At 73.1% G+C, this 20,605-nt stretch carries 18 protein-coding genes; 3 read left to right on the top strand and 15 right to left on the bottom strand.

Translation table 11 applies throughout. The features are described from left to right. The first annotated feature begins 228 nt into the window (after positions 1-228). The gene (locus tag ACZ4Z4_RS09405) at positions 229-897 is read left to right on the top strand and encodes a potassium channel family protein (protein WP_356249822.1); all 669 of its coding nucleotides are present in this window, start codon (positions 229-231) and stop codon (positions 895-897) included. Further along, the gene (locus tag ACZ4Z4_RS09400; RefSeq protein WP_362992296.1) at positions 897-1,565 is read left to right on the top strand and encodes a potassium channel family protein; all 669 of its coding nucleotides are present in this window, start codon (positions 897-899) and stop codon (positions 1,563-1,565) included. Before ACZ4Z4_RS09405 ends, ACZ4Z4_RS09400 begins: the two co-directional genes overlap by 1 nt. A 140-nt stretch (positions 1,566-1,705) precedes the next feature. Here the strand turns inward: ACZ4Z4_RS09400 and ACZ4Z4_RS09395 are convergent, their stop codons facing one another. From ACZ4Z4_RS09395 to ACZ4Z4_RS09345, 11 genes are all read right to left on the bottom strand, one after another. Continuing rightward, complete coding sequence (locus ACZ4Z4_RS09395; RefSeq protein ID WP_468324516.1) at positions 1,706-2,446, bottom strand: DUF3159 domain-containing protein; 741 nt, start codon at positions 2,444-2,446, stop codon at positions 1,706-1,708. A 3-nt stretch (positions 2,447-2,449) separates the two neighbouring features. After that, a complete protein-coding gene (locus tag ACZ4Z4_RS09390; RefSeq protein ID WP_362992781.1) occupies positions 2,450-2,848 on the bottom strand; it encodes an OB-fold nucleic acid binding domain-containing protein in 399 nt (132 codons plus the stop codon). A gap of 157 nt (positions 2,849-3,005) precedes the next feature. Next, positions 3,006-3,689 (bottom strand): response regulator, encoded by a 684-nt coding sequence (locus ACZ4Z4_RS09385; protein ID WP_362992807.1) that lies wholly within the window; start codon positions 3,687-3,689, stop codon positions 3,006-3,008. Between the two features lie 70 nt (positions 3,690-3,759). After that, positions 3,760-6,306 carry a sensor histidine kinase gene (locus tag ACZ4Z4_RS09380; RefSeq protein WP_468324514.1) on the bottom strand — a complete coding sequence of 849 codons (2,547 nt, stop codon included), beginning with the start codon at positions 6,304-6,306 and terminating at the stop codon, positions 3,760-3,762. Positions 6,307-6,453: 147 nt separating this feature from the next. After that, entirely contained in the window at positions 6,454-7,122 is a 669-nt protein-coding gene (locus tag ACZ4Z4_RS09375) for an ABC transporter ATP-binding protein (RefSeq protein ID WP_468324512.1), read from the bottom strand. Positions 7,123-7,136: 14 nt separating this feature from the next. Continuing rightward, complete coding sequence (locus ACZ4Z4_RS09370; RefSeq protein WP_468324510.1) at positions 7,137-8,060, bottom strand: ABC transporter ATP-binding protein; 924 nt, start codon at positions 8,058-8,060, stop codon at positions 7,137-7,139. Next, the gene (locus tag ACZ4Z4_RS09365) at positions 8,053-10,866 is read right to left on the bottom strand and encodes a hypothetical protein (RefSeq protein WP_468324508.1); all 2,814 of its coding nucleotides are present in this window, start codon (positions 10,864-10,866) and stop codon (positions 8,053-8,055) included. The genes ACZ4Z4_RS09370 and ACZ4Z4_RS09365 overlap by 8 nt, the downstream gene beginning before the upstream one ends. Positions 10,867-10,920: 54 nt before the next feature. Continuing rightward, positions 10,921-14,142 (bottom strand): FtsX-like permease family protein, encoded by a 3,222-nt coding sequence (locus tag ACZ4Z4_RS09360; protein ID WP_468324505.1) that lies wholly within the window; start codon positions 14,140-14,142, stop codon positions 10,921-10,923. Between the two features lie 179 nt (positions 14,143-14,321). Beyond that, a complete protein-coding gene (locus ACZ4Z4_RS09355; protein WP_468324503.1) occupies positions 14,322-15,095 on the bottom strand; it encodes a DUF3710 domain-containing protein in 774 nt (257 codons plus the stop codon). A gap of 1 nt (position 15,096) precedes the next feature. Beyond that, on the bottom strand, positions 15,097-15,651 hold the full coding sequence (gene dut / locus ACZ4Z4_RS09350) for a dUTP diphosphatase (RefSeq protein WP_468324500.1): 555 nt from the start codon (positions 15,649-15,651) through the stop codon (positions 15,097-15,099). Beyond that, the gene (locus tag ACZ4Z4_RS09345) at positions 15,651-16,235 is read right to left on the bottom strand and encodes a PaaI family thioesterase (protein WP_468324497.1); all 585 of its coding nucleotides are present in this window, start codon (positions 16,233-16,235) and stop codon (positions 15,651-15,653) included. Before ACZ4Z4_RS09345 ends, dut begins: the two co-directional genes overlap by 1 nt. A gap of 58 nt (positions 16,236-16,293) precedes the next feature. Between ACZ4Z4_RS09345 and ACZ4Z4_RS09340 the strand changes: the two genes are divergently transcribed. Further along, positions 16,294-16,746 (top strand): DUF3093 domain-containing protein, encoded by a 453-nt coding sequence (locus ACZ4Z4_RS09340; RefSeq protein ID WP_468324494.1) that lies wholly within the window; start codon positions 16,294-16,296, stop codon positions 16,744-16,746. Positions 16,747-16,819: 73 nt separating this feature from the next. On the opposite strand, the gene ACZ4Z4_RS09335 is transcribed toward ACZ4Z4_RS09340, so the two are convergent. The 4 genes from ACZ4Z4_RS09335 to ACZ4Z4_RS09320 form a co-directional block, all read right to left on the bottom strand. Further along, positions 16,820-17,758 carry a hypothetical protein gene (locus tag ACZ4Z4_RS09335; protein WP_468324491.1) on the bottom strand — a complete coding sequence of 313 codons (939 nt, stop codon included), beginning with the start codon at positions 17,756-17,758 and terminating at the stop codon, positions 16,820-16,822. Positions 17,759-17,771: 13 nt separating this feature from the next. After that, positions 17,772-18,068 (bottom strand): DUF4193 domain-containing protein, encoded by a 297-nt coding sequence (locus ACZ4Z4_RS09330; RefSeq protein ID WP_055544889.1) that lies wholly within the window; start codon positions 18,066-18,068, stop codon positions 17,772-17,774. Between the two features lie 394 nt (positions 18,069-18,462). Then, a complete protein-coding gene (locus ACZ4Z4_RS09325; protein ID WP_468324488.1) occupies positions 18,463-19,710 on the bottom strand; it encodes a sensor histidine kinase in 1,248 nt (415 codons plus the stop codon). Positions 19,711-19,716: 6 nt separating this feature from the next. Beyond that, positions 19,717-20,370 (bottom strand): response regulator transcription factor, encoded by a 654-nt coding sequence (locus ACZ4Z4_RS09320; protein WP_062780089.1) that lies wholly within the window; start codon positions 20,368-20,370, stop codon positions 19,717-19,719. Between the last annotated feature and the right edge of the window lie 235 nt (positions 20,371-20,605).

Raw genomic sequence — 20,605 nt, 5'->3', positions numbered from 1 at the left:
GGGCCCTTTCGCGTCCTCATGGGTGAGCCCGGGGACGGACCCGGGTCCAGCCCGGGTGTGTCCGTGGTGAGTACGCGAGTGAGTGCAAGGGCCTCGTTGCGGCTTAAGCTCGTCTCTTGGCAACGCCGCACGCTGTTGCCCCGTTGTTGCCAGCAGAGTGAGAGAGAAGAGTGAGCACGATGTTTTCGCAGGTCAGCGGGATGACCAGGAGTGCGGGGTAAAGGACAGGTGCACATCGTCATCATGGGCTGCGGGAGAGTCGGGTCCGCTCTCGCCCAGAACCTGGAACAACAGGGGCACACGGTCGCCGTCGTCGACCAGGACCCCACCGCCTTCCGCCGTCTCGGCTCCGGGTTCGGCGGCCGCCGCGTCACCGGCGTCGGTTTCGACCAGGACACCCTGCGCGAGGCCGGCATCGAGGAGGCGGGCGCCTTCGCCGCCGTCTCCAGCGGCGACAACTCCAACATCATCGCCGCCCGCGTGGCCCGCGAGATGTTCGGCATCGAGAACGTCGCGGCCCGCATCTACGACCCGCGCCGCGCCGAGGTCTACCAGCGCCTGGGCATCCCGACGGTCGCCACGGTCCGGTGGACCGCCGACCAGATGCTGCGCCGCCTGCTGCCCTCCGGCGCCGAGCCGCTCTGGCGCGACCCCACCGGCGGTGTCCAGCTCGCCGAGGTGCACGCCTCGGCGGCGTGGATCGGGCACAAGATCAGCCAGCTCCAGGAGGAGACCGGCGTCCGCGTCGCCTTCCTCACCCGGCTGGGCGAAGCGGTCCTGCCGACGTCGCAGACGGTCCTGCAAGAAGGTGACCTGGTGCACGTCATGATGCGCACCGACCAGGTCGACAAGGTCGAAGCGGCGTTCGCCGAAGGCCCCGAGGAAGGCGGTCACTGATGAGGGTCGCCATTGCCGGAGCAGGCGCGGTGGGCCGTTCCATCGCCGGTGAGCTCCTGGAGAACGGGCACGAGATCCTGCTCATCGACAAGGCGCCGACCGCCATCTCGGTGGAGCGCGTGCCGCAGGCCGAGTGGCTGCTCGCCGACGCCTGTGAGATCACCTCGCTCGACGAGGCGGCGCTCCAGCGCTGCAACGTCGTGATCGCCGCGACCGGCGACGACAAGGTCAACCTCGTCGTCTCGCTGCTCGCCAAGACCGAGTACGGCGTCCCGCGGGTCGTCGCCCGCGTCAACAACCCGAAGAACGAGTGGCTCTTCAACGAGTCCTGGGGCGTCGACGTCGCGGTCTCCACGCCGCGCCTGATGTCCGCGCTCGTCGAGGAGGCGGTGAGCGTCGGCGATCTCGTCCGGCTGCTCCGCTTCAGCCACGGCGACGCGAACCTCGTCGAGCTGACGCTGCCGCCCGAGTCGGCCCTCGCGGGCACACAGGTCGGCGACGTGCAGTGGCCCGAGGACACGTCGCTGGTCACGATCATCCGCGGTACGCGTGTCCTCGCGCCGACGGCGGACGACTCCCTGGAGGCGGGGGACGAGCTTCTCTTCGTGGCCGCGCAGGCGCGTGAGGAGCAGTTGGAGGATCTGCTTTCGGTGCGGCGCGAGAGCTAGCCCCTGGGCTCTGAACCGTGGATGGGGGCGCCCGGCGATTGTCGGGCGCCCCCATCTCGTGCGTATGTATGACTGGTGCGGGTGCGTCGTGGCTTGTCGCGCAGTTCCCCGCGCCCCTGGACCGCCCCTCCGGGGCGGCTTCAGGCGCCCCTGTGCTCCCGTTCGCGTTCCGCCTTGCGGGCCTCCTCCGCCTTCTCTGCGGCCTCCATCTCGGCGAAGACGTCGATCGGCGGCGGGGCCTTCGCGAGGAAGACCCAGGTCAGGTAGACGGCGAGGAGGAAGGGCGGGATCTTCAGGGCGACCAGGACCCAGCCGAACTGGGTGGTGTCCGCCCACCAGTACAGCGGGAAGAGGATCGCGCACTTGGCGAGCAGGATCAGGCCCCAGGCCCAGCTGGCCTTCGCGTACGCCTTCTTGCGGCCGGGGTTGCGGGTGCGCCAGGAGAGGTTCTCCTTGAAGACCGGGCCGAGGATGAGGCCGATCAGCGGGACGCCCGCGAGAGTCGTGATGATGTACGCCAGGGCGAGGCCCAGGGTGTAGAGCATGCCGGGCAGGTAGAAGTCCTTGGCGTTGCCGGTCATCATCGCGAAGACCACACCGAAGGCGACACCGAAGACACCGCTGAAGGCGTGCTTGACGGTGTCCTTCATGACCAGGCGGACCACGACGAGCACCAGGGACACCGCGAGGGCCGCGATGGCCGACATGTGCAGGTCCTTGTTGATCGTGAAGATGGTCACGAAGAGCAGGCCGGGAACGACCGTCTCCACCATGCCCCGCACGCCGCCGAAGGCTTCGAAGAGCGCTGCCTCGGTCACGGCCCTGGAATCGGCGTCCTGATCGGCGCTCCCGTGGTCCGTCGGCTTGTCGAGGGACGTCACCGGTTACTCCCGTCCGAGGGGTCTGAGTTCGTACTTGGGGTTGAACAGCACCCGGCGGCCTCGGCTCATCGAGATCCGGCCCGATGCGATCAGCCTGCGCCCCGGCTCTATCCCGACGATGGAGCGCCTGCCGAGCCACACCACGTCCAGCGCCGCCGAGCCGTCGAACAGCTCGGCCTCCAGGGCGGGAACCCCGGCGCGTGGTCGCAGAGTGACCGTGCGCAAGGTACCAGTAACGGTGACTATCTGGCGGTCCTGGCAGTCGCCGATACGGACGCAGCCCGCTGTCTCGGCGTCCTCCCGCAGCTCCTCCGACTCCAGGTCCTCCTGGGAGGAGGAGAGCCGGTCGAGCATGCGCCGGAAGCGGCCCGCCGGCTTGTCGGAACCAGAAACAGCACTCATACAAGAAGCGTACCGGTGGGCGCCGACACCCGGGACAGGGGTGCGCTCAGCTGTGCGTATGCCCGCTCACTTACCCGCTCCGGGGGCTGGTGAAGCGAGCGGTCCGCTCAGTATTTCCGGTCATTTCCCGAACCCGTATCCGGTCACCCGTATCCGGTCATTTCTCGAACCGGTATCCCATTCCCGGTTCCGTGATGAAGTGCCGCGGGTGCGCCGGGTCCGCCTCCAGCTTGCGGCGCAGCTGCGCCATGTAGACCCGGAGGTAGTTCGTCTCCGTGCCGTACGAGGGGCCCCAGACCTCCTGGAGCAGCTGCTTCTGGCTGACCAGGCGGCCGGTGTTGCGCACCAGGACCTCCAGGAGGTGCCACTCCGTGGGGGTGAGGCGTACGTCGCGTCCGCCGCGGTTGACCTTCTTCGCGGCCAGGTCGACGGAGAAGTCGCCGGTGTCGACCAGGACGTCGTCGTCACCGGGGCCTGTGGGCTCCGCCCTGCGGACGGCGGCGCGCAGCCGGGCGAGGAGTTCGTCCATGCCGAAGGGCTTGGTCACGTAGTCGTCGGCGCCCGCGTCCAGCGCCTCGACCTTCTCGTCCGAGCTGTGCCGGGCGGAGAGCACCAGGATCGGGACGCGCGTCCAGCCGCGCAGGCCCCGGATGACCTCCACGCCGTCCATGTCGGGCAGACCGAGGTCGAGCACGATCACGTCGGGGTGGCGGGCCGCGGCGACCTGAAGCGCCGTGGCGCCGTCGGGGGCCGAGTCCACCTCGTACTTGCGCGCCTTCAGGTTGATCACGAGGGCGCGTACGATCTGCGGCTCGTCGTCGACCACGAGCACCCGGGTCATGCGTACCTGCCTTTCCGGCTTCTGGTTCTGGAGCACGGCTTGTGTTCTGGGTCCGGGGTCCGGTTCCGGGTCACGAGGTGGCCCGGGACGAGAGCTCCGGGCGGACCGGCGGTGGGCCGGCGGCCGCCCGCAGGGTGAGGACCATGGTGAGGCCGCCGCCGGGGGTGTCCTCGGCGGCGAGGGTGCCGCCCATGGCCTCGACGAAGCCGCGGGCGACGGCGAGGCCGAGGCCCACACCGGCACCCCGTGGAGCGTCACCGTAGCGCTGGAAGGGCGCGAAGATGCGGTCCTTGGCGCTGTCCGGGACGCCGGGGCCGCGGTCCACGACGCGGATCTCGACGCGCTCGCCGAGGGCGCTGGCGGAGACCTTGACGGGCGCGCCCACGGGGGCGTACTTCACGGCGTTCTCGACGATGTTGGCGACCGCCCGCTCCAGGAGGCCCTTGTCGACGGCGACCATGGGCAGCGTCTCGGGGATGTCCAGCTCCGCGCTGCCGTCGGGTACGCCGCCGAGGGCCATCGGGACGACCTCGTCGAGGTCGATCTCCCGGATCAGCGGGGTGACCGTGCCGGTCTGGAGCCGGGACATGTCGAGGAGGTTCCCGACGAGGTGTTCGAGCCGGTCGGCGCCCTCCTCGATGCCCGCCAGGAGCTCGGCCTCGTCCTCCTCGGACCACTCCACGTCGTCGGAGCGCAGCGAGGAGACGGCTGCCTTGATGCCCGCGAGCGGGGTGCGCAGGTCGTGGCTGACGGCGGCGAGCAGGGCGGTGCGGATGCGGTTGCCCTCGGCGAGGGTGCGGGCCTGGTGGGCCTCGGACTGGAGGCGCTGGCGGTCGAGGACGACGGCGGCCTGCGCGGCGAACGCGGCGAGGACGCGGCGGTCGGCGGCGGGCAGGACGCGGCCGGAGAGGGCGAGCGCCATGTGGTCGCCGACGGGCATGTCGACGTCGGCGTCCTCGGGGCGCTCCAGCGGGCGGCCGTCGCCGACGCTGCCCGCGCAGGTCCAGGGGTCGGTGTCGCCCGCGCGCTCCAGGAGGGCCACGGACTCCATGGCGAAGGTCTCGCGGACCCGCTCGAGGAGGGCCTCCAGGCTGGTCTCGCCTCGCAGCACGCTGCCGGCGAGGAAGGAGAGTATCTCCGCCTCGGCGCGCAGGCGGGCCGCCTGGTGGGTGCGGCGGGCGGCGAGGTCCACGACGGAGGCCACCGACACCGCGACGCCCACGAAGACGGCGATGGCGAGGATGTTCTTGTTGTTGGAGACCGTCCACAGGTGCAGTGGCGGCGTGAAGTAGTAGTTGATGAGCAGCGAGCCGAACGCCGCTGATGCCAGTGCCGGGGCCAGCCCGCCGAGCAGCGCCGCGGCCACCGTGAGGGCCAGGAACAGCAGCATGTCGTTGGCGAGGCCGAGGTCGGCGTCGACGTGGGTGAGCAGCAGCGTGAGCAGCGTGGGGCCCGCGACGCCGACCAGCCAGCCCCAGATGACCCGGGAGCGGCCGAGGCGCGCCCCGCGGGCGACGGGCAGGCCGCGCCCCTTGGCGACCTCGCCGTGCGTGACGATGTGCACGTCCAGGTCGGGGCCCGAGTCGCGGGCGACGGTCGTGCCGACGCCGGGCCCGAAGACGTACTGCCAGGTCTTGCGGCGGGAGGAGCCGAGGACGATCTGGGTGGCGTTGACGCCGCGGGCGAAGTCGAGGAGCGCGGCGGGTATGTCGTCGCCTATGACGTGGTGGAAGGTGCCGCCGAGGTCTTCGACGAGGGTGCGCTGGACGGCGAGTTCCTTGGGGGACGCGCCGGTCAGGCCGTCGCTGCGGGCGATGTGGACGGCGAGGATCTCGCTGCCCGAGCCCTTGGCGGCCATCCGGGAGGCGCGTCGTATGAGGGTGCGGCCCTCGGGGCCGCCGGTGAGGCCGACGACGATGCGCTCGCGGGCCTGCCAGGTGGAGCGGATGTTGTGCTCGCCGCGGTACTGCTGGAGGTATTCGTCGACGCGGTCGGCGACCCAGAGCAGTGCGAGCTCGCGCAGCGCCGTGAGGTTGCCGGGGCGGAAGTAGTTGGAGAGGGACGCGTCGATGCGGTCGGGCTTGTAGATGTTGCCGTGCGCCATGCGGCGGCGGAGCGCCTGTGGCGACATGTCGACCAGTTCGATCTGGTCGGCGCGGCGCACCACCTCGTCCGGCACGGTCTCCTTCTGGCGCACCCCGGTGATCGACTCGACGACGTCGCCGAGGGATTCCAGATGCTGGATGTTGACCGTCGAGACGACGTCGATGCCGGCCGCGAGGAGCTCCTCGACGTCCTGCCAGCGCTTGGGGTTGCGCGATCCCGGGACGTTCGTGTGGGCGAGCTCGTCGACCAGGGCGACGGCCGGGGCGCGCTCCAGGGTGGCGTCGACGTCCATCTCGGTGAACGCCGTGCCGCGGTACTCCAGCTCCTTGCGGGGCACCTGTTCGAGGCCGTGCAGCATCACCTCGGTGCGCGGCCGGTCGTGGTGCTCCACGAAGGCGACCACGCAGTCGGTGCCGCGCTCGATGCGGCGGTGGGCCTCGGAGAGCATCGCGTACGTCTTGCCGACGCCCGGTGCCGCACCGAGGTAGATCCGAAGCTTGCCGCGTGCCATGGCCTCATTGTCTTCCCGAAACTGCTGTGTACGCAGCGTCGACCTTACGGCCAACAATTCCGGCATTACGGATGAGGGGGCGCGGGGGTGGCGTCCTTGACACAACCCTGATGCGGGCCGCCGGACGGCCTCGCGCCCCGCCTGTGATCAGTCCGCGACGATTTCCCCGTCGCGCAGTTCCAGGACCCGGTCGGCCAGGTCGAGCAGGGCCGCGTCGTGCGTGGCGACGAGGGCGGTGACCTTCTCGCTGCGGACGACCGCGCGCAGCAGCTCCATCACGGCGAGCCCGGTCTCCGCGTCGAGCTGTCCGGTGGGCTCGTCGGCGATCAGCAGGGCGGGTGCGTTGGCGAGGGCGCGGGCGATGGCGACCCGCTGCTGCTGTCCTCCGGAGAGCTCGCCGGGCCGCTGACCCGCGTGGTCGCTGAGGCCGACGAGAGCCAGGAGGAGGGCGACCCGTTCCTCACGCGCGCGTGGCTCGGCCTTGCGCAGCCGCAGGGGGACGCCGACGTTCTCGGCGGCGGTGAGGATGGGGATGAGTCCGAAGGACTGGAAGACGAACCCGAGGCGGTCCCTGCGCAGTTCGAGCAGCCCCTTCTCCCCCAGCCCCACGAGCCCCACGCCGTCCACGGTGACCTTGCCCCGGTCCGGGACGTCGAGTCCGCCGACGAGGTTGAGCAGCGTCGTCTTGCCGGACCCCGAGCGGCCCTTGAGGGCGACCAGCTCCCCGCGCGGCACCGTGAAGGAGACGCCCCGCAGGGCGTGCACGGCGGCGGCACCGCTGCCGTAGGTCCGGTGCAGATCCTCTACGACGACCATGGCGTCGGCCCCCCTCACCGCGCCTCCCCCCGCCCGGCGCCGGACCCGTCGGGCCACACCCCCACGTGATCGGGCTCCGCCGTCAGCCGTACCCGCCCCCGCAGGCCGTACCGCTCCACGTACTCGCCCGGCAGTTGCAGCCGCCCCGCCCGGTCGAGGACCGTGAACTCCTCGCCCGTGCCGCCCTGTTCGCGGAGCGTCTCCGTCGACGTACGGCCGTCGCGGATACGGACCGTGCGGCGGACCTGCTCGGAGACGAGAGGGTCGTGGGTGACGACCAGGACGGTCGCGCCGAGCTCTTCGTTGGCGCGGCGCAGGGCGGCGAAGACGTCCTCTCCGGAGACGGTGTCCAGTTCGCCGGTCGGCTCGTCGGCGAGCAGGACGCGCGGGGAGTTGGCGGTGGCGACGGCGACGGCCACGCGCTGCTGCTCGCCACCGGAGAGTTCGGTCGGGCGCCGGTCGCGGCAGTGTGCGACGCCGAGTACGCCGAGCAGTTCGGCGGCCTTGTCCCGGCGTGTGCGGCGCGGCACGCGCGTGTATTTCATCGGCAGGGCCACGTTCTCCAGTGCGGTCAGGTAGGGCAGCAGATTGCGTCCGGTCTGCTGCCAGACGAAGCCCACGGTGCTCCTGCGGTAGCCGAGGCGCTCGCGGCGCCCCATCGCGAGCAGATCGTGGCCCGCGACCCTCGCGCGCCCCGCGGTGGGCAGGTCGAGGCCGGAGAGGATCGACAGGAGCGTGGACTTGCCCGACCCCGACGCGCCGACCAGCGCCACGCACTCGCCGGCCGCGACGACCAGGTCCAGGCCCTGGAGCGCCTGCACCTCGACCTCGTCGGTGCGGTAGACGCGGACGAGGTTGTCGCAGACGACGAGGCCCTCGTCGTCGGCGGTACGCCCGGCGGCGCGGGCCCGCGCCTCAAGGTCGGCAAGTTCAGTCATCCGCTCTCCCGAGTCGTAGGACGGCGCCGAGCCCCCGGCGCCGTCCGAGCCAGCTCTCCACGCCCACCGCCGCGGCCACCAGGACACAGAGTCCCGCGCTCAGGGCCGCGGTGAACAGCGCATCGACGTGCCGGTCGGGCGCGGTGGGCCCGCCGGTGAACTCCCGCAGGTCGAGGGCGGGCCCGAGCAGCGCGGGCAGCGCGAGGCCGAGCGCGACGCCGCCCACGACGGCGGCGAGCACCAGGGGCAGGAGCTGCACCAGGTGCAGGGCGGACGCGGCACGCCCACCGAGGCCGAGGGTGCGCAGGTAGGCGGTGGTGCGTCCGCGCGCGGGGGCGGACAGGAGCAGTTCGAGGACGAGGGCGAGGAGCGCGAGGAGCACGGCGAGCGCGGTGCAGGCGGTGTGTGCCAGGGTGACGGCGGTGATCAGCCGGTCGTCGGCGGCCTCGGCCTGTTCCTCGGCGCGGACGCGGAGCTCTCCGGCGCTCGCTCCGGGCGCGGCGCGCGGTACGAGGGAACGCAGCGCCTCGGCGTCCAGGCGCGCGCCGTACAGCAGGAGCGCGGACTCCTCGAAGTCCGACGCGGCGAAGGCGCGCAGGTCGCGGCTGTCGGCGAGGAGCAGGTGCTGCCGGGACTCGGTGGCGCCGCGCACGGGTCCGAGCGCGGCGTCGCCCGCCACGCTCTCCGGCAGCGGTCCGACGACCCGCAGCCGGTGCTCCTTGCCGTGCAGGGAGAAAGTGAGCAGGTCACCTGTGCGCCCCTCGGAGGCGAGCACCCGGATGTCCCTGCCGCCCCCGCCCCTGGTGAGGCCCGCGTCGGCCAGGGCGCGGGCGGCGGCCGAACTCCCGTCGGCCGCGCGCAGCCTCGCACCGTCCACCCCCACCAGGCTGGAGATCCCGTACCGCCCCCCGTCCCTCCCACTCACCGGATCGACTCTCAGCTGCCGCACGGTCACCGTTTCCCGCACTCCACGCGCGCGTGCCAGCCGTTCCGCCGTGCCGGGGTCGCGGTCGGCCCCGAGGAAGGAGGCGTCGGCGCCCACCCGCCAGGCCGCCGCGGCCCGCCGCCCCTCGACCAGCGTCCCCGAGACGAGCCCTCCGAAGACGGCACCGGCGAGCGTCACCACCAGGACGAGCAGCGCGAGGCCGCGCGCCGGGGCCTCCTTGGCGGCGCGGGAGAGCGCGACGAGCACCACGGTGCCCCGCCCCCGCGCCGACCAGCGCGCCACCGCCCGCACCGGCCAGGGGTAGCACCGCACGAGGACGGCGACCGTCGCGAGCCCCAGCAGCACGGGCACCGCGGCGAGCAGCGGATCCGGCCCGGCCGCCCCTTCCGTGCCCCGTGCCCGCAGCGCGACGACCCCGCCCGCGGCCAGCAGCAGCACCAGCGCCTCCACCACGATCCGGCGCCCGGCGCCCCGCGGCGCGCGCTCCCGCAGCACGGCCCGGTCCCGCACGGCGAACCACGTGAGGGCGGGCAGCAGCAGCCAGCACAGGAGGGCGACGGCCAGCCCTTCGCCGTACGCGGGTGAGCCGCCCGGCGCCCGTGTCAGCGCCGCGGCCGCGCAGCCGGCACCGAAGCCGAGCAGCGCCGCCGGTGCGCTCTCCGCGGCGCGCCCCAGGGCGAGCCCGGCGGCCGACGCCCCGCGCGCCCGCAGCAGCCGGTCCCCGTCGAGCCGCCGCCGCACCACGAGCAGCGCCGTCACGACGGCGGCGGCGAACCCCACGCCGAGCAGCGAGGCCAGGGCGAACGACATGACGACGCCCGCCTGTCCCCACTGGCGCCGGAACTCCTCGAAGACGCCGACCAGTTCGGTGTCGGTCGCCAGCTCCGTCGCGGGGTGGGAGCCGAGGACGCACCACTTGCCGCCGAACGTCTCCATGTCGCAGAAGGCTTCCTTGGCCGCGAGCGGGTAGCGGGCCATGAGCCGGTGGAAGTCCCGTGCGCCGCGCTCCCCCACGAACCGGCCCGCGATCTCCTCCGCCAGGTCGAGCCGCATGTTCCACTCGACGGTGAGCTCGGCGTCCGCCTGGTTCTGGAGGATCTCGGCGCCGCGGGGCGCGATGAGCGCGCCGACGTCCGGGACGGCCCTCTCCGCGCCGGTCAGCGGCCGTGCCAGCAGCGGCTGTTCGCTCCACAGCCGTGTACCCTTCCCGGAGCCGGAGCCGCGACCGGGGCCGGAGCCCTGATCGGAGCCGGAGCCGGAGCCCTGATCGGGGCCGGAGTCGGAGCCCGAGCCCGGCGCCCGGAAGACCCCGACGAGCCGCCCGACCGCACGGACGTTCTCCATGGCGCCGCCCTGTAGCCCGATCCGCTGCCCGACGCGCAGCCGGAGCGCGTCACGCGTCCGCTCGGACACGGCGAGCTCCACCACCTGCCCGCGCGCGCGGGGCGCCCGCCCGGCGACGTACGCGCTCCGCCCCGGGGCGTCGGACGCGTACACCAGCGACAGCGAGACGCCGCCCGCCACGTCCCCCTCCACCGTGGGCAGTTCGATCCGGGTCGAGTCGTGGACGAGTCCGCCGCGCAGCCGGCCCGGCGAGGCGTTCTCGATGACGGTCGCGTACCTCGCGAGATCGGCCCCCAGCTCGCCCTCCTCGCCCGGACGGGGTTGCTCCGGATCGATCCGCGCGCTGTGCACCACCCCGGGCGCCGTGCGCTGCACCTGCTCGAACCGGCCCGCGAGCGCCTGGCCGCCGAGCCGTTCGAGCAGCCCGGGACCGGCGGCGGCGACGGCCACGAGCACGCCGATCACCATCCCGAGACCCACCACCAGCGGCGCCCGCCGCCACCACTCACGCCGCACAGCGCCCCCCGGACCTCACGGGCCACCGCACCCGCACACCCCACCGGCGCCCGATCACACGTCCTCCCCCGCCCGGAGCACCCGCGCCAGATCCACCCGCCCGAGCAGCCGCGCCGCCACCGTCACGACCGCGCAGATCACCGCCGCGGTCACCCCGGCCGTCACCACCACCCGCACCCACGGCACGGACGCCGCCAGCTCGGGGAAGACCGGATCCCCCTCCGCGTCGACCGTCACCACCGGCATGATCAGCGCGGCGAGGGCGGCCCCGAGGACCGTGCCGAGCACCGCCGCCACCCCGGCCAGCGCCAACTGCTCCGTCCACAGGTACGCCGCGAGCTGCCCCCGCCGCGTCCCGAGCGCCCGCAACAGGCCGAACTCGCGCTCCCTGGCCCGTGCGGAGACCACGGTGTGCAGGGCGAACGCGATGACGGCGAAGGCGGGGGCGAGGACCAGGCACAGCACGAGCGCCCCGCGCGCCCCGCGCCGCAGCGGGTCGGCGGCCAGCTCCTTCCTGACCTGCGGGACGTCCACCGCGTGCCCCAGCCGCGGGTCCGCCCGCACCGCCGCCGCTGCCGCCGCCGCGTCCGTGCCCCGGACCCCCACCCACCAGGCGCTCTCCGTCCCCGGCAACGCCCCGCTCAGGGCCCACTGGGCGGCCATCGCCCGGGAGTCGGCGAGCAGCCGCGGCCGGTCGCGCGGCATCCCCGGCACCGCCGCGAGCCGCCCGACGATCTCGACCCGCGCGCTCCCGCCCGTGCTCCCGCGCACCGTCACGGTGTCCCCGACCCGCACCGCCCCGGAGGCCAGCAGCGCGTCGGAGGCGAGCGCGGGCGCGGCCGGGCGCCCCTTGGCGCTGTCCGTGCCGAGCCGCACGCTCCACGTGGGGTACTTCAGCTGTCCGTCGGGGCCGCGCAGCACCGCGTCGATGAGCTTGCCGCAGCCGGGCCGGTCGGCGCAGAGGACGGGTCCTGGCGCCTTCCCGGACGGCGGCCGCCCCGGCGCGCGCCCCCGCTCCCGCGCGGCCCCCGGACATCCCGCCGCACGCCGGTCGGGCCGGTCCGCCCGCAGATCGCGCCAGCGTGCCTCCCGCGTCAGTCCCGGTACCTGATCGACGGTCAGGCGGTACGTCCGGCGCACCCGCTCACCGGCCATGCTCAGGTCGATCTGCACAATGCGGACGCCGTCGCCGCGCGCCCCCACCTTCAGCGGCACGGTCCGTGCGCCGCCCTCCTTGACGACCACGGAACTCTCGTGGACCAGCCCGTCGCTGTCTTCGAAGAAGACGGTGAGCCGTACGGGTACGACCGTGCCTGCGCCGTCGGCCGACATCCGCACGCGCAGCGGCAGTTCTCCCTCGGGCCCCCGCCCTGCCCCCGCCACCGGCAGGCCGTGCTCGGGTATCCCCTTGCCGAGCGGCGCCACGAGTTCGCGGACGGGCCGGTCCGCGAGGTCGCCGCGCAACGAAGGGACCGGCCCCCGCCGGGTGTTGATGCCGGTGACGGCCACCGCGTCCTGTCCGACGTACCCCTCCGAAGTGATCACGGGCGTGACGGATTCGGCGCCCGGCAGCGCCTCGTACGCGGCGCGCCGCTCGCCCGGCGGCACCCCGTCGCCCGGTACGACGCGCAGGTCGGCGCCGACCTGGAAGACGGCCTGGTCCCGGTCGCCCCGGTCAAGGACCGCCAGGGCCGTACTGCTGAGCGCGGCGACCGCGAGAGCGAGCGTCACGACCAGGGCGGGTCCGGCGTGCCGGGCGGCGCGCCGGCCGAGCTGCCAGCCGCCGAGCGGCAGGACGAGGCCGCGGCCGCGCCGTGCGAGCGGGTCGACGACGCGGGCGAGCAGCGGCAGGAACCGCAGGACGAGCAGCGCGGCCGCCACGGTCATCGCGACGGGCGCGAGCACGAGGACGGGATCGACACCCCCGACGCCCTCTCCGCCCCCGGTCACCGGCGAGCGGTACTGCCGCAGTTGCAGCCAGCCGAGCACGGCGACCGCGGCGAGCGCCAGGTCGGCCCCGAACCGCTGGGCCGCGGCGAACCTCGCGATCCGCCACCGGAGCCGGGCCACCGCCCGCCGGTCCCGCACGACCCGCACCGTCGGGACGAGCACCGCGAGGCCGTGCACGACCAGCGCGCCCACGACGGCCGCCCACCCCGCGCCGGTCACCGCCGACGCGGGCACCTCGCCCTCGACGAGCCCGCCGCCTTCGAGCGCGTGGAGCAGCGGCCCGGCGAGGAACGGCGCGGCAAGACCGGCGGGCACGGCGGCGCAGGCCCACTGCGCGGCCGTCGACAGGGCGATCCGGCGCGGGCCCGCCCCGCGCGCGGCCAGCAAGGCCAACTCGGGGCGGCGGTGTTCGACGAGGCGGCGCGCGGTGAGCACGAGGGCGGCCACGGCGAGCGCGGCGAGGAGCGTCGCGGGGACGTAGAGCCCGGCGCGGGCCACGGCGATGGGTGTGGTGAGCCGGTCGAGCGCCCTGCGCAGCCCGGCGGAGAGCGTCAGGTCGCCCCCGCCCGCCTCGCGCGACACGGAGAGCGCGGCGTCGCTGCCCGCGAACCGGCCGGCCCGCTCCCGGAGCGCCCCGATGTCCCCGAGCCGCAGCCCGCCCGTCTCGGGCACGCCGAGCCACAGCGCGGTGGCGTCCCCGGCGAGCCCGCCGCCCTCGGCGAAGGCCCGGCGCGGCACGACCGCGATCGAGTCGGGCGTCCCGAACGTGCTGCTGAGTGCGGCCCACAGGGCGGGCGAGCGCCCTTCGGCGGCGTACAGGCCGACGACCCGCAGCGGCACCGGCCGTTCGTCGGCGTCCCGCACCGTGAGCCGGTCGCCGGTCCGCACGCCGAGCTCCCCGGCGGCGGCCTCGGTCAGCGCGACCTCGACCGGCCCGTCCCCGGGGCGCGGCCACCGCCCGGCCACCGGCGAGGCGTGCCGGGCCACGCCCTGGAGGGCGACGACGGAGAGGGTGGCGTCCTCGCGCGGGCGGCCTGCGGCCTCGGTGACGGCGAGTTCGTCGTTGCGGGCGGCGGGCGCCCGCAGCGCGGACCAGGTGCGGTGGGCCACGTCGCCGTACGTGCGGTCGAGCGCGGTACGTACGTCCCGGTCCAGCTTTCCCGCGGCGGCGGCCCCGCGGCGTGCCGCGACCTCGACGACGGCGTCGCGGTCGGCGGCGAGCCTGCGCTGCACCCCGCCCTCGACGGCCTTCTCGGACAGCGCCGCCAGCGCGGCGAGCACGGTGGCGGCGAGCAGCACGGCGAGCCCGGCCGCGCCAAGGACCAAGCCATGGTGCCGGCTCCCCCGCACTGCCGCGGGCAGGCGTCGTCCCCTCACCGCACCGGTCTCCCCCCGAGTGACCGGCACAGTATGGGCGGACACGAAAGTGGCCCGCAATGGTCCGGACGAACCGGAACCACTGCGGGCCACCAGGCAGTTGAGTACCTGTCAGCGGACCTCGGCGGTCAGCGCACCTCGGTGATCTCGGGGCCGCGCTGAAGCTGGCCCATGCCGCCGGAGAAGCGCGAGCCCTCCTGCTGCTCCTGCTGGACGCTGCCCTCGGCGACCATCTGCGCGTCCTCCGGCAGCTTCAGGACGATCGGGTCGCGCGGCGCCATCGGGCCGTCGCCGCGCACGACGACGGTGTCCCGGAAGATCTGCTCCAGGAGCCCGGCGGCCTGCGGCTGCACCGCGCCCTGCCCGGAGATCACACCGCGCAGGAACCAGCGGGGGCCGTCGACGCCGATGAAGCGCACGACCTGCACGCCGCCCGTGCCGTCCGGCAGCTGCACCGGCACCTGGGCGCGCAGCTCCCAGCCGAGGGGACCCTCGACCTCGTCGATGACACCGCCCTGCTGGGTGATGCCGGAGGCGATCTCCTCGCGGACCTCGCCCCAGATGCCCTCCTTCTTGGGGGCGGCGAAGCCCTGAAGCTGGATGGCGCTGTCCTGGAGCACCACGGTGGCCGCGACGATCGCGTCGCCCGCGACCTCCACGCGCAGCTCCATGCCCTCGACACCGGGCACGAAGAGCCCACCGAGGTCCACGCGGCCCTCGCCGGGCTCACGGACCTCGGAGAGGTCCCAGGGACCGTCGGGGCGGGGCTCGGGCTCGAGCCTCACGCGCGAGCGCGCGACGCCGGAGTCGGCGGACTCATCGCCGCGCACGTCGTCGACGACCTGCTCGTCCGCGCCCGCCGCGTCCTCGGCGGCACTGTCCTTCTTGCGACGTCCGAACACGTCACTGTCCTTCCCGGTCGGATACGACCGATGCGTATCGATTCCCACCCGTTTGTTCGCCCGGGCTCACGCCCGGACCGCTGCCCACGGCGGCATGGCCACCGGTGGACCCGAAGCCCCCCTCGGCCCGCGCCGATACGGGAAGCTCCGCCACCTCCTGGAAGCGAACCTTCTCGACCTGCTGGACGACCAGTTGGGCAATCCGGTCGAAGCGCTCGAACCGCACGGTCTCGCGCGGGTCGAGATTCACCACGATCACCTTGATCTCTCCACGGTACCCGGCATCCACCGTCCCCGGGGCATTCACCAGAGCGACACCGCAGCGGGCGGCGAGCCCGGAACGCGGGTGCACGAAGGCCGCGTACCCCTCAGGGAGCGCGATCGACACTCCGGTCGGCAGCACCACCCGCTCACCGGGCGCGAGTTCGTGGGCCTCCGTGGTCCGCAGATCGGCGCCCGCGTCACCGGGCTGCGCGTAGGCGGGCAGCGGCACGTCGGGGTCGACACGCCTGATCAGTACGTTCAGTTCGTTGGAGGGCGTCTCGTCGGAGGGCATCACGGGTTCACCTCGAAAGCACGGGCGCGCCGGATCTGGTCCGGGTCGTTCATGGCGGCCTGGATCTCCTCCGGGCGGCCGTTGTCGATGAAGTGCTCGACCTTCACCTCGATGAAGAGGGCGTCGGCGCGGACCGCGACGGGCCCGTCGGGGCCGCCGATCCGCCCGGTGGCGGTCGAGTAGATCTTCCGTCCGGCGACGGCGGTGACCTCGGCCTCCAGGAACAGCACGGTTCCCAGCGGCACGGGGCGCACGAAGTCGGTCTCGAGGCGGCCGGTCACGGCGATCACCCGCAGCAGCCAGTTCAGTGAGCCGAGCGTCTCGTCGAGCGCGGTGGCGAGGATGCCGCCGTGCGCGAGCCCCGGAGCGCCCTGGTGCGCCTCGCGCACGGTGAACTCGGCGGTGACGGCGACGCCCTCGCCGGCCCGCGCCGCGAGGTGCAGTCCGTGCGCCTGCCCCTCGCCACAGCCGAAACAGTGCTCGTAGTGGGCACCGATGAGCTCGCCGGGGGCGGGTGCGTCGGGGTGGCGGACGGGCGCTATCGCGTCGGCCGGGGGCGTCAGAGCTGCAGATGTACCACTCACAGGCGCAGACCTTACCTCCGCGTCAGCGCGGCAACCGCACCATGCCAAGCTTGGTTCCATGCAGCCTTACGAAGAACGCCTGACCGCGCCCCGTTCGTGGTGGTTCGCCTCGGTCCTGGTGGGTGTCGCGATGGCCCTGATCCTGCTGCCGTTCGGCACGCTGCCGCTCCTCGGCGGCCTGGTCGGCGGCACCGCCGTGGCGGCCGTCGTCACCAGCGCGTACGGCGCCGTGCGGATCAGGGTGGTGGCGGGCTCACTGGTCGCGGGCGACGCGAAGATCCCGGTGTCCGCCCTGGGCGAGGCCGAGGTCCTCTCCGGCGAGGAGACCCGCGCCTGGCGCACCTACAAGGCCGACCCGCGCGCGTACATGCTGCTGCGTGCCTACATCCCCACGGCGCTGCGCATCCCGATCACGGACCCGGACGACCCGACGCCGTACGCGTACGTCTCGACGAGGCATCCGGAAGAGCTCGCGAAGGCCCTGGCGGCGGTACGCGAGAGCGCCGCGTAACCGAAGGCGCCCCTCCAGGGGCGCGGGGAACTGCGCGCTCAGCCACAGCCGGCCCGCGGCCGACCAGACCGGCTCAGCGCCCCAGCTCCTTGGGGAGACCAGCCACCCGCAGAGGATCGTCCGGCCGCTCCAGGGGCGGCAACTCCGGCAACGCATCCCACGGCACCTGACTCCGCCGAAGATCCGCACGGACCTTCGCGGCCAGCTTCTTCGTGTCCCAGCGGTTCATGACCGCCCCCACCGCGGCACCCACCATGAACGGCATGAGGTTCGGCAGGTTCCGGACCATCCGCTTCATGATCTGCTGCCGCAGCTCCCGCTTCATCTGGCCGCCCAGCGCGGCGTTGAAGGTCGTCGGCTTCGTGACATCGATGCCACGCTCCTCGGACCAGGAGTTCAGATACGCGGTGCTGCGCTGCTTCAGATTGCCCTCGGGCCGCCGTCCGTAGACCTCGTGCAGCTCGGCGATGAGTTTCAGTTCGATGGCGGCGACGCCGGTGATCTCCGCCGCGAGCTCGGCGGGCATCGCGGGCGGCACCGGCATCATCGCGGCGGCGCCCACTCCCGCGCCCACGGTGGACGTGGCGTTGGCGGCGCCCGCGACGAGCTTGTCCGCGAGCTGCTCGGGGCCAAGGCCCGGGAACTGCTTGCGGAGGGTCGCGAGATCGCGGACCGGGATCCGCGGGGCGTTCTCGATGAGCCGGTCGGCGAGATATCCGATACCGGCCCTGGCGCCGCGCCCGCCCTTGCGCACGCCTTCCTTCACTCCGTGCGTGACGGCGGCGACGCGGCCCGTCCGGGACCCGCCCCCCGCTCTCCGAGTGGCCCTGGGAGCCTCGTCGGACGCCGTCGCGTCCGGCACCGCCTCCAGGGCGTCCGCCGGTTCGAGCGAGGCTTCTCCGGTGGCGGAAGAGCCTCGCCCGTCGTCACGTACGCCGGCGTCGTGGACGCCGGCCTCGTCCGCTCCGCCCTTGCGGAAGCGGCGCTTCCAGGACGGGGTCGAGCCAGTCACGGCCGACCCCGCCTCAGTCGCAGTCGCGGCAGATCGGCTGGCCGTTCTTCTCCCTGGCCAGCTGGCTGCGGTGGTGGACCAGGAAGCAGCTCATGCAGGTGAACTCGTCCTGCTGCTTCGGGAGCACGCGGACGGCGAGCTCCTCGTTCGAAAGGTCCGCGCCGGGGAGTTCGAGGCCCTCTGCGGCCTCGAACTCGTCGACGTCCACGGCCGACGTCGACTTGTCGTTCCGACGTGCCTTGAGTTCCTCGATGCTGTCCTCGTTGACGTCATCGTCGGTCTTGCGTGGGGTGTCGTAGTCCGTTGCCATGTCGCTCTCCCCCTCTGGGTGTCTGCGGGTGTCTCCAGCGCACGTAACGCGTGAGAGGCCGGACTTGTGCCCGACCCGAGGCGGAGATTTTGCCTCACATCAAGGTCTGTTACTCAATCGACACCCAACCGCACCCCCGAAGAGGTGCTCGGGTTGGATGGCGATCGGACCGTACACGGTCCGAATGTCGCACTTCACGGGCGCCACCCCGTGTACTTCCCGTGATCAAGACCCCCGAAAACCCGCATTTTCCCGGCTTTCCGACGACTTTCACGATCACAGAGAGTAGATGGCCGAAAAATCGGCCATGTGATCGATCGCACATTTCTTCCCCGGGGTGGAGCCCCGAAAATTCCGCGCAAAGCGAACACAGTGGCGTGCCTGATCCTGCGCCTCAGAGGGGCAAGGTGACTCGCATCACGAGGCCACCCCCCTCACGCGGCTCCGCGATGATACGGCCCCCGTGGGCCCGCGCCACCGACCGGGCGATCGACAGGCCGAGTCCGACGCCCTTGTCGCTGCCCGTCCGCTCCGTCCGCAGCCTCCGGAACGGCTCGAAAAGGTTGTCGATCTCGTACGCGGGCACCACAGGGCCCGTGTTCGACACCACCAGGACCGCCTGACCGTGCTGGGCCTCCGTGGTGACCTCGACCCAGCCCTCATCCGGCACGTTGTACCTGACGGCGTTCTGCACGAGGTTCAGCGCGATGCGCTCCAGGAGGACGCCGTTGCCCTGCACGACCGCCGGGCCGCGCTCTCCGCGGATCTCCACGCCCTTGGCCTCGGCCTCGGCACTCACCTGGTCGACGGCGCGGTCGGCGACCTCGGCGAGGTCGACCGGTTTGCGCTCCACGATCTGGTTGTCGCTGCGGGCGAGCAGCAGCAGGCCCTCCACGAGCTGCTCACTGCGCTCGTTGGTGGCAAGGAGCGTCTTGCCGAGCTGGTGGAGCTCGGGGGGCGCCCCGGGGTCGGAGAGGTGGACCTCCAGGAGCGTGCGGTTGATCGCCAGGGGCGTGCGCAGCTCGTGCGAGGCGTTGCCGACGAACCGCTGCTGGGCGGTGAAGGCCCGCTCCAGGCGGTCCAGCATCTCGTCGAAGGTGTCCGAGAGCTCCTTCAGCTCGTCGTCCGGGCCGTCCAGCTCGATGCGGCGGGACAGGTCCGTGCCGGCCACCCTGCGGGCGGTGCGCGTGATCCGGCCCAGCGGCGAGAGCACGCGGCCCGCCATCGCGTACCCGAACGCGAAGGCGATCACGGCGAGGCCGAGCAGGGCGAGCAGCGAACGGCTCAGGAGGTTGTCGAGGGCGCTCTGGCGCATCTGGTTGACGCACTCGTTCAGCGCGGCGTTGAGCTGCACCTCCGAGGGGCGCTCCGGGAGCCCCTGGAAGTTGGCACAGGTGCTGCTGCTGACCGTGGACTTGCCCGTGACCCGGAACGGCAGGTCACTGCCCACGTTCAGCGCCTGCGCGGCGAGCAGGTAGATGATCGAGAGGAGCAGGATGCCCGCGATCAGGAACATGCCGCCGTACAGCAGCGTGAGCCGTATACGGATGGTCGGGCGCAGCCACGGGAACGGCGGTTCGACCTTCCTCGGGTCCCACGTCGGCTTCGGGGGCGCGGCTGGTGGCGCCGGGGTCGCGGCCACCGCCGGTCAGATCCGGTAGCCGGAGCCCGGCACCGTCACGATGACGGCCGGCTCGCCGAGCTTGCGGCGCAGGGTCATGACGGTGACCCGGACGACGTTCGTGAACGGGTCCGTGTTCTCGTCCCAGGCCTTCTCCAGGAGCTGCTCCGCGGAGACGACCGCGCCCTCGCTGCGCAGCAGCACTTCGAGGACGGCGAACTCCTTGGGGGCCAGCTGGATCTCCCGGCCCTCGCGGAACACCTCGCGGCGGTTGGGGTCGAGCTTGATCCCGGCGCGCTCCAGGACGGGCGGCAGCGGCACGCTGGTGCGCCGCCCGAGGGCACGCACGCGTGCCGTGAGCTCGCTGAACGCGAACGGCTTGGGCAGGTAGTCGTCGGCGCCGATCTCCAGGCCCTCGACGCGGTCGCTGACGTCGCCCGACGCGGTGAGCATCAGGACGCGGGTCGGCATGCCGAGCTCGACGATCTTGCGGCAGACGTCGTCGCCGTGGACGAGCGGGAGGTCCCGGTCGAGCACCACCACGTCGTAGTCGTTGACACCGATGCGCTCCAGGGCGGCCGCTCCGTCGTACACGACGTCGACGGCCATGGCCTCCCGGCGCAGTCCGGTGGCCACCGCATCGGCGAGCAGCTGCTCGTCCTCGACGACGAGTACGCGCACGTGGCTGTCCTTCCTCTGTGCCCCTGCGGGCAGGTCTGTCTTGGGGTAGGCCTCCATCCTGCCCCTTTCGGCCATAAACCGGCTGTAAGGCGGTCTGGCCCGGGGCCCGGCACCCGGGAATGCGGGATTTTCTCCGCCGGTTGAGGTTTCTGCGGAACGGAGCCAGGGGAGGACGGCCTTACACCCGCGATCACGCTTTGTATGTGGCGCGCCACGAACCGCTTCTCCCGAGCGG

The organism is Streptomyces sp. NPDC030245, from assembly GCF_055572995.1.
This window is presented reverse-complemented; position numbering and strand designations above follow the sequence as displayed.